We start from the raw sequence: 12,865 nt of genomic DNA, 5'->3' as shown, positions 1-12,865 counted from the left end.
GGGTCGATGAGTCGCGTTGCGGTGGTGACCGGCGGGGCGTCCGGTATGGGCGAGGCCACCTGCCACGAATTGGGCAGGCGGGGGCACAAGGTTGCCGTGTTCGACGTGAATGCCACCGCGGCGCAGCGGGTCGCCGAGGAGTTACGGGCCGACGGGGTGACCGCGCTGGCGGTGGCCGGTGACGTTTCCGACCGGACGGCCGTAGACGACGCGTACGCCAAGGTTCGAAGTGAGCTGGGACCGGTGGAGATTCTGGTGACCAGTGCCGGACTGTTCGGCTTCGCGCCCTTCGAGGAGATCTCGTTGGAATCCTGGAACCGGATCATCGCGGTGAACCTGACCGGGACTTTTCACTGCTGTCAGGCGGCGCTCCCGGACATGGTGGCCTCCGGCTGGGGCCGGATCGTGATGATCTCATCGTCCAGTGCGCAACGCGGATCACCGTTCGCCGCCCACTATGCGGCCTCCAAGGGCGCGCTGCTGACATTGACCAAATCGCTGGCCCGTGAATACGCCACGAGCGGTATCACGGTCAACAACATCCCGCCGTCGGGCATCGAGACGCCGATGCAGCATCAGGGCCAGGCGGCCGGATTCCTCAAGAGCAACGAGGAGATCGCGGCGAACATCCCGATGGGTCGGCTGGGAACCGGGGCCGATATCGCGGCGGCGGTGGCGTTTCTGTGCTCCGAGCAGGCCGGGTACATCACCGGTCAGACCCTCGGCGTCAACGGTGGAGGTGTGATGTGACGACACGTGCAGCGACAAACAAATGGCCCAAACCGGAAGAGGGATCCTGGACCGAGCACTACCCGGAGCTGGGAACCGGTCCGATCTCGTTCCGCGACTCGACCTCACCGCAATTCTACGAGTTGGAACGCGAGGCGGTGTTCAAGCGCGCCTGGCTGAATCTGTGCCGGGTCGAGGACATCCCCTCGGTAGGTAGCTATCTCACCAAGGAGGTCGAGGCCGCCAATGCCACGTTGGTACTGGTGCGCGGCGATGATGACCGGGTGCGGGCGTTCCACAATGTGTGCCGGCACCGTGGTGCCAAGCTGGTCGAGGGCGCCGGCGTGGTGCCGGAGTTGGTGTGTGCGCAGTCCGGCTGGCGCTACAGCTTGGACGGGAGGCTGCTCCACGTCCCGAATATCGAGCGATACTTCGATCTCGACATCGCCGACTACGGTCTGCTCGAGGTGCACTGCGATGTGTGGGCGGGCTTCGTCTTCATCAACTTCGACGTCCGGCCGAGGCAGACCCTGCGAGAGTTCCTCGGACCGATGATCACCGGCCTCGACGACTACCCGTTCGGCAAGCTCACCGAACGCTACGACTGGGTGGCGCACAACAACAGCAACTGGAAGATCTTCGCCGATGCCTTCCAGGAGTACTACCACGTGCCCTCGCTGCACACCCAGCAGGTGCCTGCCGAGGTGCGAAACCCCAGTGCCGGCTTCACCTGTGGGCATTTCCAGCTCGATGGGCCGCACCGGCTGGTCTCCACCGCCGGCACCCGGCGCTGGTTGTTGGCGCCGGAGTACATGTACCCCATCGAGCGCGCCACCCAAAGCGGACTCGTCGGGCCCTGGCGCACACCGGATATCGGAGACCTACCCGCCGGCCTCAACCCGGGCGGTATCGAGCCGTGGGGGATCAGCAATTTTCAGATCTTCCCCAATCTGGAGATCCTGATCTACGGCGGCTGGTACCTGCTGTATCGGTACTGGCCGACCTCGCACAACACCCACCGGTTCGAGGCGTACACCTACTTCCACCCGGCTCGCACCGTGCGCGAGCGCATAGAGCACGAAGTGGCCGCGGTGGTGTTGAAGGAGTTCGCCCTGCAGGATGCCGGCATGCTGGGCGGCACCCAGGCCGCGCTGGAGTACGACGTGATCGACGACTTCCCGATCAACGATCAGGAGATCCTGGTGCGGCATCTTCACAAGGTGGCCGTCGACTGGGTCGAGGAGTACCAGAACCCATGAGCACCAAGCGGTTACCGAGCGCCTTCGCCGAGCTGGAGGCCTTCGCCGACACCTGGTGTCTGGCCACCGAGACCGAGCGCTGGGAACGAAGGCTGTCCAGCACGATGCCCGCGATGCAGGAGTTCTACGACGCGTTCTTCCCGCGACTGGAAGAGGCCATCGAGTACTGCGACAAGTACCCACTCGACGATGTGCCCGACGACGCGCTGAACCTGCTGCGCCTGATCTATTCACTGGTGATGGTCGCGATGGCGATCGAGATCATGCACCAACCCGCGCCTGTGGACGCCGCCGACGCGGTGATGATCCGCACCGGCGAACCCGCACCCTGACGAAAGGACACGCCATGAGCGTGCTCACCATCAACAAGCTCACCTCCTCGGTGGGTGCCGAGGTCACCGGTGTCGACCCGGACCGGCTGGCCACCGATGACGGACTGGCGACGGCGATCCTGGAGGCGCTGGAGGACAACGGGGTGCTGGTCTTTCACGACATGCATCTGAATCCCGAAGCCCAGGTGGCATTCTGTGAGCGGCTCGGGGAGATCGACCGGTCCGCCGACGGGCACCACCCGGTGTCGGGGATCTACCCGATCACACTGGACAAGTCGAAGAACAAGGCTGCCGAATATCTGAAGGCGACCTTCGACTGGCATATCGACGGATGTACGCCCTCGGCTCCCGACGAATGCCCACAGAAGGCCACGGTGCTCTCGGCGCTGCAGGTCGCCGCCCGCGGCGGTGAGACGGAGTTCGCCAACTCCTATGCCGCCTACGAGACGTTGACCGAGGGGGACAAGGAGCGCTACGCCGGGCTGCGGGTGGTGCACTCCCTGGAGGCGTCGCAGCGCCGGGTGTACCCCGACCCCACCCCCGAACAGCTGGCGCGCTGGAAATCGCGCCCCACGCAGGAGAACCCGTTGATCTGGACGCACCGCAGCGGCCGCAAGTCACTGGTGCTCGGCGCGTCGGCGGATCATATCGTCGGCATGGACCTCGACGAGGGCCGGAGCCTGCTCGCCGAACTGCTGGAGCATTCGACGACGCCGGACAAGGTTTACAGCCACACGTGGTCGGTGGGGGACACCGTCATCTGGGACAACCAGGGTGTGCTGCACCGGGCGGCGCCCTATGAAGCGAACTCTCCGCGAGAGATGTTGCGCACCACCGTGCTCGGGAACGAGCCGATCCAATAGGGCTGCCGGACGCCCGGTGCGCCCCGAGCTACGCCCGCGCCGGTCCGCCCCGGATCGTGAACGACCCGGCATCGTCGATCGCGTCGATGTTCGCGGCGAATGCCTCGGCGGTCTGGGCCTGCAGGTCGGCCCCGGCGGTCTCGGCGATGAACACCCGCGATACGTGCTTGCCGCCGACCCGGTAGATGTTCGCCGTGCGCTCACAACTCTCGTGCGCCAGGTACACCACCACCGGGGTGACATCCTCGGGGGCCAGATCCTTCACCAGCTCGGTCATGGTGTTCTCGGTCATCCGGGTCTTGGCGATCGGGGAGATGGCGTTGACCCGAATGTTGTTGCGCTGTCCCTCGATTGCCAGCACGTTCATCAATCCGACCAGCCCGGTCTTGGCCGCGCCGTAGTTGGACTGCCCGAACGTCCCGAACAACCCCGATCCCGATGTCGTCATCACGATCCGGCCGTAGTCCTGCTCGCGGAACACCGGCCACGCCGCGCGCGTCACATTGAACGCTCCGCGCAGATGGACATCGAGCACCGCGTCCACCTGTTCGGCGGTCATGTTCTTGAACGCCGCATCCCGCAGGATCCCGGCATTGTTGATCAGCACGTCCACCCGGCCGAACGCATCGGTCGCCGACCCGATGATGGCCTTGCCGCCGTCCTCGGTGGCGACCGAATCGGTGTTGGCCACCGCCGAACCACCCGCGGCGGTGATCTCGTCGACCACCGCCTGCGCCGCCGAGGTCGATGCACCGGTCCCGTCGACGGACGCGCCCACATCATTGACGACGACATGCGCTCCGCGCCTGCCGAATTCCAGTGCGTGGCAGCGACCCAGGCCACCGCCCGCACCGGTCACCACCACGACCCGACCATCGAAGTTCAACATCTCCGAATCCATGGGGGACACCTGTTTCACGCTCCTGTCGCAACGGCGATCGATTTGGTCTCCAGATAGCCTTCCAGGCCCTCGCGACCGAGTTCGCGGCCGTACCCGCTGTCCTTCACCCCACCGAACGGCGCAAAGGGGTCCATCGTGTAGCCCTGGTTGACCCCGAACGTACCGGTCTCGATCCGTGCCGCAATGCCCAGCCCCCGTTCGACATCCGCCGTCCACACCGAACCGGCCAGCCCGTACCCCGAGTCGTTGGACAACCGCACCGCCTCGTCGTCACCGGTGTAGGCGATGACCGTCAGCACCGGGCCGAAGATCTCCTCCCGGGCGATCCGCATCGAGTTCTGCGCCTCGGCGAACAGCGTTGGGCGCACGTACCAGCCGCGGTCGATTCCCTCCGGTGGCGAGTCACCGCCGACCACCACCCGGGCGCCCTCGTCCTGACCGATACGGATGTAGTCCAGTACCCGCTGTTGCTGCCGCCGGTTCACCAGCGGGCCCATCTGGGTGTCCTTCTGCGTGGGATCGCCGACCTTGATCGCGTCCAGCTCGGCCGCCAGCGCGTCGACGAACTGCGCCTGCTGGTCCGCCGGAACGAGGATCCGGGTCAACGCATTACAGATCTGGCCGCTGTTGGACAGGCTGGCCGACCGCACTCCGGCGGCCACCGTCGCCGGGTCGGCGTCGTCGAGGATGATCGCCGCCGACTTGCCGCCGAGTTCCAGGCTGACCTTGGTCAGGTTGGTCGCGCACGCCGCGGCGACCGTCTTGCCCACCGCCGTGGACCCGGTGAAGGACACCTTGTCGATCCCTGGATGACCGACAAGTCGCTCACCTACGCCGGCGTCGCCGGGCAGCACGGACACCACGCCGTCGGGCAGGCCCGCCTCGCGGAACAGCGAGCCCAATTGCACGGCATCCAAGGACGTTTCCGGTGCCGGTTTGATGATGACCGCGCAGCCGGCCAACAGCGCCGGTACCACCTTGGCGATGGTGAGGAACTGCGGCATGTTCCACGGCACGATCGCCGCCACCACCCCGACCGGCTCCCTGTGGATGTGGATGTCGGTGCCGTAGTAACCGGGTCGGATCTCCTGCCAGTCATAGGCTGCCGCGGTATCGCAGAACGCGCCGATCATCATCGTCGGCAGGCCGATCTGGGCACGCTTGGCGAAGGTGATGGGCGCGCCGATCTCGGCGGTGATCAGTTCGGCCAGTTCTGGACCTCGGGCCTTGTACAGTGCGGCGAACCGGCGCAGCACGTCGATGCGTTCGGCCGGCGAGGTCCGCGACCACGCTCCGGTGTCGACGGCGGCCCGGGCCGCGGAGACCGCGGTGTCGATCTGTTCGGGTGTGGAAATCGGGACATCGGCCAGATGCTCTTCGGAGTGCGGTGAGACCAGGTGCAGATGTTCCACGGGGACGCGCTCCTCTACGTCAAGTACTTGTCAACTTCAGCTTAAGGGATGGTGTACCGAGTGCCTCCGGTGAAAACCGCTGCCAAAGAACGGGAATCGCATCCGCCTACTCGACGATCGTGATCGCCTGCCGGGGGCACTGTCGAACGGACTCGCGCATCTGCTTCTCGTTGTGCGTTGTCACCTCGTCGGTGAGCACGTGTAGCTGGTCCTCGGCATCCAATTCGAAAACCTCCGGGATGATGCCCATGCAGACACCGTTGCTCTCGCACAGGCCGAAGTCGACTTCGACGCGACTCATTCGATGACTTCGTAAGGTCGATTGGCCGGCGTCGCATGACGATTCGCTCCATCAAGGTCGATCATGGCAGTCTCCGTACCGGAACATGGGAGTACCCGGCCACATTCTGCATGTGTACCCGTCTGAGGCCATCCCATTTCACTGCGTAGCGCGGCATGAAATCGAGGAGCTTCTCCAGGGCGATGACGCTCTCAAGGCGGGCGAGTGCAGCCCCCAGGCAGCTGTGGATTCCGTACCCCAGTCCCAGGTTCTGCGCCTCGGTGCGGTCGCGCTCGATGTCGAACGTGTCGGCGTCGGTGAAGGCGTCGGTGTCGCGGTTGGCGGCGGCGTTGATGAGGAAGACCGGCTTTCCTGCGGGGATGGTGCCGCTGGGCACATGCGCATCTTTGAGCGTGTAGCGCACGTTGTACTGCACCGGCCCCTCGAAACGCAGCAACTCCTCGACGGCTGCCGGTACCAACCCACGATCGTCGAGCAGTTTCTGCCACTGTTCGGGATTGCGGGCGAACAGCACCATCGCGGTGCCGATCAACTTGGTGACGGTCTCGGCACCCGCCCCGCCCAGTAGCGTTGCAAAACCGGTGATCTCGATGTCATCAAGCTTGTGCAGGTCACCATCCTCGCGGGGGATCTCGGCAGCGATCAACCGGCTGATCATATCGTCGGTAGGGACCTGCCGCCGCTTCTGCACCAGCGAGTAGTAGTACGTCGCGGTATCGAGAATGGCCTGCACGCCGGCCGCCGAGGTGCTGAACTGGCCGGGCTCCCTCGACAGGCTGGTGTCGATCCAGTGCCGCACCATCTGCCGGTACTCGGGTTCGACGCCGGCCATCCGGGTGATGACCTCCACCGGGAAGGGACCCGAGAAATCCTCGACGATGTCGAACTCCGCGGAGATGATTCGGCCGAGATGGCGATCGACCTGCTCGACGATGGTGTCCCGTTGCGCCTGAACGGCGCGGGGCGTGAACGCCTTGTTCAACAGACTGCGCATGTGCCGGTGATCGGGTGGATCCATGAAGATGATCGATTTCTGTGGCGGTGTCGCACTCTGCACCATGGCCAGATCGCATCCCCGCGACGACGAGAACGAGTCGTGGTCCCGCAGGGCTGCGGAGACGTCCTCGTGCCGGGTGAGGGCATAGAAGTCGCGTTCGGAGCTGTAGTACAGGGGAGCTTCGGCACGCATGCGCCGATAGATCTCGAAGGGGTTGTCGAAGTACTCCGCAGAAAACGGGTCGAACGCGAGGTCGGTGGTGGTCATATCGGCACTCCTCTGCGTTACGCAGGGCTGTGAAACTGTAACGCTAACTGTAAGCCTCTCCGGGTGGACGCGAAACCGCCAAATCGACAACCGGATCGAGTGCCCCGAGGGAGATTCCGAGCTCGGCGGCAGTGCTGCGCAGGACCGCCACGTCCTTGCCGACGAACTCGCCGACCGCGCTGATGAACGACGCTGTCGAACCGGCGCGCACGACATTTTCCAGCACGCGGCCCGCCCCGCTGCCGTGTGGTAGCGCCGTCAGCAGGGCCGATTCGTCGATACCGAGCTGCTCTGCCAACCGCACCGCTGCGGCCAGAAGGCCGATCTGCGCCGCGAAGATCGTGTTGTTGACCAGTTTGACCTGCTGGCCCGCCCCGAGCGGTCCGACGTGTAAAACCGGGTCGGCGTAGGACGACAGCACCGGGTATGCGCGGGTGAGATCGGCGGCCGAACCGCCGGCAAAAACCGTCAGCCGGCCGGCGGCGATATCGTGCGGCCCGCCACTGACCGGGGCATCCAGCACACCGATGTGGGGCGCCGAAGCCGCGATGACCGCACTGGTCCCCGGGCTACCGGTCGTGTGGATGACGAGCGTGGCTCCGGCCGGGATGGCCTCCAACAGTTGCGGTGTCGCGATCGCCCTCACCTGGTCATCGGTGAAGGCGCAGATGACCACCACCTCCGCGGAGGCGACCGCATCGGTCGGTTCGGATACCGGTGTCGCGCCGAGCTCCGCGATGGCACGGCGCTTTTCGTCGTCCCGTCCCAGCACCAGGACCCGATGACCGGTTTCGATGAGGCGGCCCACCATCGGCGACCCCATCCGCCCCGCCCCGATGAAGCCGATGCGTGTCACGGCCGTGGATGCTGCATCAGTCGCAGTGCGGCGTCGGCGGCATCGAACACCGCACCCTCGGGTGCGGACGCATGGCCGGCCAGCGTGGCCGCATGCCGGCAGTCCTTCTGCAACAGCGCCCCGGCGATCGGGGCCAATCTGTCCAGTGATCCGCCGGACGCCGCGATGCTGTCCAACGCCTTGCTGGTGGCCGAACCGCGAGTGATCACCTGACAGAGTCGCTCACGCGGTACGCCAAGTGCCTCGCCGAGTTCCAGCGTGCTCATCGCGGCGCCCAGATTCGCGGTGAACAAGAGGTTGTTGAGGATCTTGGCCACCTGGCCGCTGCCCAGTGGGCCGAGGTGCACGATCGGGTCAGCGTAGGTGGCGAACACCGGTCGCACCTTCTCCACGTCGGCCTCCTCGCCGCCGACCATGACCAGCAGGGTGCCCTCCTGCACCGCGGGCCCACCGCCGCTGACGGGTGCATCGATGACCGAAACGCCCTTCACCGCTGCCAATTCAGAGACTTCGCGGCAGGTCTCGGGGTGGATGGTGCTGTGGATCGCGATGATGCCACCGTCCGCCATGCCGGCCAGCACACCGTCATTGCCGGTGATCACCTCCCGGACATCATCGTCACCCACGACGCACAGGCACACCAGGTCGCTGTTGGCGCCGAGTTCGGCGGGGGTGCTCACCACCTTGGCGGCGGTGTCCGCATACGGCTCTACCGAAGCGGGCCGTCGCGCCCACAACGTCAACGCGTAGCCACTGTCGACGATGCGGCGGGCCATCGGCCCGCCCTGACTACCCAGCCCGATGAAACCAACACGCATCAACCGACCTCCGCTTCCTTCATGTCGATGGATTCTTCGAGGAACGACAGCACCCGACGGTGATAGGACTGCGCCGACAGCCCAACGCTCAGATTGTGTCCACTGGCCGGCACGTGGTTCACCTTCACCCGAGGTGAGGCAGCGAACAGTCCGCAGATGGCGGCGAGCGCCTCGGTGGAGGTGTCCCAGACCCTCTCATGCTCGGCGACGCTGTACTGTACCGGCACCCGCACGCGCGCAGCGACTTCGGCGAAGCCCCGCCGGGCCCAGTTCGCGATCACCGTTGCTTCGTAGGCGACGCTGGGGGCCGAAAGCGCTCCGGTCAACACCTCGGGGGGATACAAATCGTATGGTGCCCACAACAATTCGCGCAGGCCGGACGGCCGGTGGGTCAGCGTGGCAGTATCCAGGATCTCGGCCGCCTCAGGTTGGTGGCGCAGACCGGTGCCCGCCAGTTCGAGGCCGACGACATCATCGCGGTCGACGATCATCCTGAGTGCCAGTTCGCCGCCGAGCGAGTGCGCGAAAAAGAACAATCCGGCACCGCGCGGACTGTCGGCCAGGATCTTGTCCACGGCTCCGCAGGCCAGCGCCACCCGTCGGCTCGGATCGTCGAGCTGGTCCTGATAGAGCCCGGATGCGCCGTAACCCGGACGATCGAGAGCGACAACGGTGTGGCCGGCCGCGGCACCGGCCCGCAGCAACGACAGATCCGGGCGGTTCGGACAATCGAAGTACGCCGACGAGGTCGCACCACCGTGGATGGCGATGATGACCGAACGGGGATCCGGCACCGCTGCGACGCGGGCTGACATCGGCACCGCGTCGACGAGTACGACCCGATTGGTTGTCATGCCCGGCCGCCGCTCGCGGTGGATGCCGTCAGCCATCGGCACGCAGCAGGATCACCCCGGACGGCGTCAAACCGCCACTGCTGACGACGGCGACGCGTGCGTCGGTGACCTGCCGGTCGCCGGCCTCACCGCGCAACTGCGATACCGCCTCGTGTATCAGGCCCATACCATGGGTGCGGCCGTGGGACAGCTGTCCGCCGTGGGTGTTGAGCGGAATGATCCCGTCCCGCGCGATCGCGCCACCGCCGTCCAGGAAGTCCTTCGCCTCGCCGATCCCGCAGAATCCCAACGCCTCCAGCCATGACAGACAATTGAACGTGAATCCGTCATAGAGCTGGGCGACGTCGACATCGCTGGGCCGCAACGAAGTCCGAGTCCACAGATGCGCGGCCTGGCCGAGTACCTGCGGTTCGTGGGTGAGCGTGGTCTGGTCCCAGTCCGTACGTTCGATGATCTGAGTGCCGACTGCCTCGAAGTACACGGGTTTCTTGGGGGCGTCGGCGGCGGCGTCGACGGCGGAGACGACGACGGCGACAGCACCATCGCATGGCACGTCGCAGTCGTAGAGCCCGAACGGGGTGGTGATCGGTCGGGCGTTGAGATAATCCGCCATCGTCATCGGATCTCGATAGATCGCCGTCGGGTTGAGCACCGCGTTGGCGCGTTGGTTGAGCGCGATCCAGCCGAGGGTTTCCTTCGTGGTGCCGTATCGGTGAAAGTGCCGCTGGGCATTGAGTGCGAGCGTGTGCGCCGGGGAGGTGGCTCCGAAGGGTGCCAGCCAGTTGTTGACCCGGGCGCCGCCGGGCGGGGTGACCCTGCCCTCTTTCACGAGCTGATTGAAGGTGGCTTCCCACAGCGTGCGAAAGCACAGCACATGCCGCGCCATTCCGGTCGCCACCGCCATGATCGCGGCGATCACCGAACCGCCGGGCCCGAAGGTGTCCACACCGCCGTTGATCCACGTTGGCCGAAGCCCCAGCGCGTTCTCCAGCGCCGTGCACCCGCCCTCGCCGATCCCCATCGCATCCAGGACCGGGTAGGTCGACAGACCGTCGATATCGGCCATCGTCAGCCCGGCATCGGCGATGGCGGCCTCGGCCGCCTCGATGGTCAACGACAACGGCGAAACCATCAGTCGGCGGCCGAGTTTGGACGCGCCGATGCCGGTTATGGCCGCCGCATCCTCGAACTTCTCCGTGGTGAGCCGGGTCCGGACATGCCTACCGAAGTCGCGCGGAGCGATCTCGTCCTCGGGCAGCGCAGCCATCTCCGGCTCAGTGGTCGGACGGAACAACGGCAGCCAGACGTCGTCATGCTGCTCGAAGGCCACCTCCATGACTCGGCCCAGCTCCAGCTCGCCCGGATCGGACTCGATGATGTTGGTGGTGAGGCGAACCCGAGGATCTTCTTCGATCGCCACCTGCGCGACGACGTACGGGGCAGGAAGGCCGCGGATGGCGAAACGCTCGTTGACGGTGAACGCCGACAGCACGGCCCGCCCGGACACCTCCTTCGGGCTGAGATCGTGGCTCCCACAGTATCGACACACCGGCTGCGGCGGGTGGATCAGCGACGAGCAGTCGTCGCAACCGAGAATGCGCAACACGCCGTCGGCACCGGAGGTCCAGAAGAATTCGTTGTCGAAGGTGATCTGCGGCAACGGAAGTCGGCTCATCGTGTCATATCCCACTGTGCGGCATCGGTATCGGTACGCAGGTTGTCCAGGTCGGGTTCCTGCAGCAGGGGTGGGGGCGGGTCGTCGGGGCGCCGCTCGGCGATCTCCAGGATGGCGTGTACCGGACAGTCCAGCAGCGCCCGCTGCACGTCCGCGCGATCCCGCTCGGGAATGATCCCGTCACCGACCAGCACGGCGTACCCCCAGTCGTCGAGCGAGAAGTACGTCGGGGCGTGCCTGGCGCAGATGCCGAACCCGTCGCACAGCGTCCGGTCGAGTTTGATCCGCATTCGGTCGCTCACAGGGGCTCCACTTCGAAGGGCCGCAATACGTCATAGCGCTTGGCCTCGCCGCGATCACCGCCGAGTAGGAGGGCGATGTCGTCGTCGAACATCGTCAGCATGCTCGCGGCGATGTTGCACGCGGCATCCAGCGTCGCGCAGGCGCCGCGCCCGCGCAGCACCGTCGACCAGCGCCGCAGCCGGGCCACATCGTCGGTGTCGGCGACGCCGTCGCGCAATGCCGCCGCCGCCGCTGCCATCGCCGCGGTGCCGTTGAAGCACGAGCCGCATTGATCGGCGTTTTCCCGGTCGTAGTAGGCCAGCACCGCCGCGCCGATTGCGACGGGGCATTCATCGGTGATGACCGAGATTGCGCCGCAGCCGAGTCCGCTGCCGAGCGCCTGCAGCGACGCGTGGTCCAAGGTGGCGTCGAGGACGCGCCGATCGAGCATGCCGGCGAAGTACCCGCCCATCAGTGCGCCGCGCACCTGGTCGGTGTCGATACCGTGCCGGACAAACAGGTCGGCCGCGGGCACACCGAGGGGCAGTTCGTAGAGCCCGGGCGCGCGACCGCCACCGGTGACGGTGGCCAGGTATGTGCCGGGGGAGTCCTCGGTGCCCACCTCGCGGTAGGCCGCCGCCCCGTGCCGGTGCACGAACGGCAGATTGGCCAGTGTCTCGACATTGCAGACCGCGGTCGGTAGGCCGCCCACACCCTCCTCGAAGACGCGCGGCGGCTTGTCGGTCGGCTTGGCCGGTCCGCCGTTGATGGCGCGCACGGCCGCCGACTCCTCGCCGGCCACATAGGCCGGTGCCACGGTGCGCACGCCGACCGTCACACCGTCGAGTTCACCGTCGAGTTCGGCGAGTGCGGCGTGCACGGCATCGTTCGATGCCGGGTCCGAGACATAGACATGGGCATGCCGGGCGCCGACGATCTGTGCGGCCAGCCGCAGGCCGTCGAGCACCAGGTGCGGACGGTTGCGGAGCAACCAGCGGTCTTTCACCGAGGCGGGTTCGCCCTCCTCGCCGTTGGCGACCAGTACGGTGTCCTGCCCGCGCAACGCTGCCCGGCGCACGGTGGTGAGTTTGACGGCCATCGGAAAGGCCGCGCCACCCCGCCCGAGAACACCCGCGGCATCGATGTCGGCGAGCAGGACCTGGGGATCCGACAGCGGACGGTAACCCCCCGAATCGCGATACTGCGCCAATGTTTCGCGTCCCCCGGTGGTGCGCAGCAGGCGGGCGGTCAGACCCGGCCAGACGGTCACCGTCAGTTCGGTGTTCATCGCCGTACTCATATCCGGCTACCCTTCCCTG

At 66.2% G+C, this 12,865-nt stretch carries 14 protein-coding genes; 4 read left to right on the top strand and 10 right to left on the bottom strand.

Going from position 1 to position 12,865, the window contains the following annotated elements:
• The first annotated feature begins 6 nt into the window (after positions 1 to 6).
• Genes IC40_RS0106070 through IC40_RS0106055 form a run of 4 tightly spaced genes read left to right on the top strand, consistent with a single transcriptional unit; the run spans position 7 to position 3,183 of the window.
• A complete protein-coding gene (locus IC40_RS0106070; protein WP_030133851.1) occupies positions 7 to 750 on the top strand; it encodes an SDR family NAD(P)-dependent oxidoreductase in 744 nt (247 codons plus the stop codon).
• Entirely contained in the window at positions 747 to 1,988 is a 1,242-nt protein-coding gene (locus tag IC40_RS0106065; RefSeq protein WP_030133850.1) for an aromatic ring-hydroxylating oxygenase subunit alpha, read from the top strand. The genes IC40_RS0106070 and IC40_RS0106065 overlap by 4 nt, the downstream gene beginning before the upstream one ends.
• Positions 1,985 to 2,320 (top strand): hypothetical protein, encoded by a 336-nt coding sequence (locus IC40_RS0106060; protein WP_030133849.1) that lies wholly within the window; start codon positions 1,985 to 1,987, stop codon positions 2,318 to 2,320. The genes IC40_RS0106065 and IC40_RS0106060 overlap by 4 nt, the downstream gene beginning before the upstream one ends.
• Before the next feature lie 14 nt (positions 2,321 to 2,334).
• A complete protein-coding gene (locus IC40_RS0106055) occupies positions 2,335 to 3,183 on the top strand; it encodes a TauD/TfdA dioxygenase family protein (protein WP_030133848.1) in 849 nt (282 codons plus the stop codon).
• Positions 3,184 to 3,211: 28 nt separating this feature from the next.
• Here IC40_RS0106055 and IC40_RS0106050 read toward each other — a convergent pair whose 3' ends face one another.
• From IC40_RS0106050 to IC40_RS0106005, 10 genes are all read right to left on the bottom strand, one after another.
• Positions 3,212 to 4,084: an SDR family NAD(P)-dependent oxidoreductase gene (locus IC40_RS0106050; protein WP_234411685.1), complete on the bottom strand. Its 873-nt coding sequence runs from the start codon at positions 4,082 to 4,084 to the stop codon at positions 3,212 to 3,214.
• A gap of 14 nt (positions 4,085 to 4,098) precedes the next feature.
• Positions 4,099 to 5,496, bottom strand: a complete 1,398-nt coding sequence (locus tag IC40_RS0106045; protein WP_030133846.1) for an aldehyde dehydrogenase — start codon at positions 5,494 to 5,496, stop codon at positions 4,099 to 4,101.
• Between the two features lie 106 nt (positions 5,497 to 5,602).
• Positions 5,603 to 5,797 carry a ferredoxin gene (locus IC40_RS0106040; protein WP_030133845.1) on the bottom strand — a complete coding sequence of 65 codons (195 nt, stop codon included), beginning with the start codon at positions 5,795 to 5,797 and terminating at the stop codon, positions 5,603 to 5,605.
• A gap of 61 nt (positions 5,798 to 5,858) precedes the next feature.
• Positions 5,859 to 7,061, bottom strand: coding sequence for a cytochrome P450 (locus IC40_RS0106035; RefSeq protein ID WP_030133844.1), 1,203 nt, complete (start codon positions 7,059 to 7,061; stop codon positions 5,859 to 5,861).
• 43 nt (positions 7,062 to 7,104) lie between these two features.
• A complete protein-coding gene (locus tag IC40_RS0106030; RefSeq protein WP_030133843.1) occupies positions 7,105 to 7,917 on the bottom strand; it encodes an NAD(P)-dependent oxidoreductase in 813 nt (270 codons plus the stop codon).
• Positions 7,914 to 8,735 (bottom strand): NAD(P)-dependent oxidoreductase, encoded by an 822-nt coding sequence (locus IC40_RS0106025; RefSeq protein ID WP_030133842.1) that lies wholly within the window; start codon positions 8,733 to 8,735, stop codon positions 7,914 to 7,916. The genes IC40_RS0106030 and IC40_RS0106025 overlap by 4 nt, the downstream gene beginning before the upstream one ends.
• Positions 8,735 to 9,589, bottom strand: coding sequence for an alpha/beta hydrolase (locus tag IC40_RS0106020; RefSeq protein ID WP_030133841.1), 855 nt, complete (start codon positions 9,587 to 9,589; stop codon positions 8,735 to 8,737). The genes IC40_RS0106025 and IC40_RS0106020 overlap by 1 nt, the downstream gene beginning before the upstream one ends.
• 28 nt (positions 9,590 to 9,617) lie before the next feature.
• Entirely contained in the window at positions 9,618 to 11,264 is a 1,647-nt protein-coding gene (locus tag IC40_RS0106015) for a thiolase C-terminal domain-containing protein (RefSeq protein WP_030133840.1), read from the bottom strand.
• Complete coding sequence (locus IC40_RS0106010; protein ID WP_030133839.1) at positions 11,261 to 11,554, bottom strand: ferredoxin; 294 nt, start codon at positions 11,552 to 11,554, stop codon at positions 11,261 to 11,263. Before IC40_RS0106010 ends, IC40_RS0106015 begins: the two co-directional genes overlap by 4 nt.
• Before the next feature lie 8 nt (positions 11,555 to 11,562).
• The gene (locus IC40_RS0106005; RefSeq protein WP_030133838.1) at positions 11,563 to 12,846 is read right to left on the bottom strand and encodes an NADH-ubiquinone oxidoreductase-F iron-sulfur binding region domain-containing protein; all 1,284 of its coding nucleotides are present in this window, start codon (positions 12,844 to 12,846) and stop codon (positions 11,563 to 11,565) included.
• Between the last annotated feature and the right edge of the window lie 19 nt (positions 12,847 to 12,865).

Source organism: Mycolicibacterium neoaurum ATCC 25795, assembly GCF_000691525.1.
In the GTDB taxonomy this organism is placed as follows: domain Bacteria; phylum Actinomycetota; class Actinomycetes; order Mycobacteriales; family Mycobacteriaceae; genus Mycobacterium; species Mycobacterium neoaurum.
This window is presented reverse-complemented; position numbering and strand designations above follow the sequence as displayed.

Excerpts from the sequence above, each read along its gene's own strand:
- IC40_RS0106070 (WP_030133851.1), top strand. The coding sequence starts at position 7 with ATGAGTCGCGTTGCGGTGGTGACCGGCGGGGCGTCCGGTATGGGCGAG.
- IC40_RS0106060 (WP_030133849.1), top strand. The coding sequence starts at position 1,985 with ATGAGCACCAAGCGGTTACCGAGCGCCTTCGCCGAGCTGGAGGCCTTC.
- IC40_RS0106055 (WP_030133848.1), top strand. The coding sequence starts at position 2,335 with ATGAGCGTGCTCACCATCAACAAGCTCACCTCCTCGGTGGGTGCCGAG.
- IC40_RS0106050 (WP_234411685.1), bottom strand. The coding sequence starts at position 4,084 with ATGGATTCGGAGATGTTGAACTTCGATGGTCGGGTCGTGGTGGTGACC.
- IC40_RS0106040 (WP_030133845.1), bottom strand. The coding sequence starts at position 5,797 with ATGAGTCGCGTCGAAGTCGACTTCGGCCTGTGCGAGAGCAACGGTGTC.
- IC40_RS0106035 (WP_030133844.1), bottom strand. The coding sequence starts at position 7,061 with ATGACCACCACCGACCTCGCGTTCGACCCGTTTTCTGCGGAGTACTTC.
- IC40_RS0106025 (WP_030133842.1), bottom strand. The coding sequence starts at position 8,735 with ATGCGTGTTGGTTTCATCGGGCTGGGTAGTCAGGGCGGGCCGATGGCC.
- IC40_RS0106020 (WP_030133841.1), bottom strand. The coding sequence starts at position 9,589 with ATGACAACCAATCGGGTCGTACTCGTCGACGCGGTGCCGATGTCAGCC.
- IC40_RS0106015 (WP_030133840.1), bottom strand. The coding sequence starts at position 11,264 with ATGAGCCGACTTCCGTTGCCGCAGATCACCTTCGACAACGAATTCTTC.
- IC40_RS0106010 (WP_030133839.1), bottom strand. The coding sequence starts at position 11,554 with ATGCGGATCAAACTCGACCGGACGCTGTGCGACGGGTTCGGCATCTGC.
- IC40_RS0106005 (WP_030133838.1), bottom strand. The coding sequence starts at position 12,846 with ATGAGTACGGCGATGAACACCGAACTGACGGTGACCGTCTGGCCGGGT.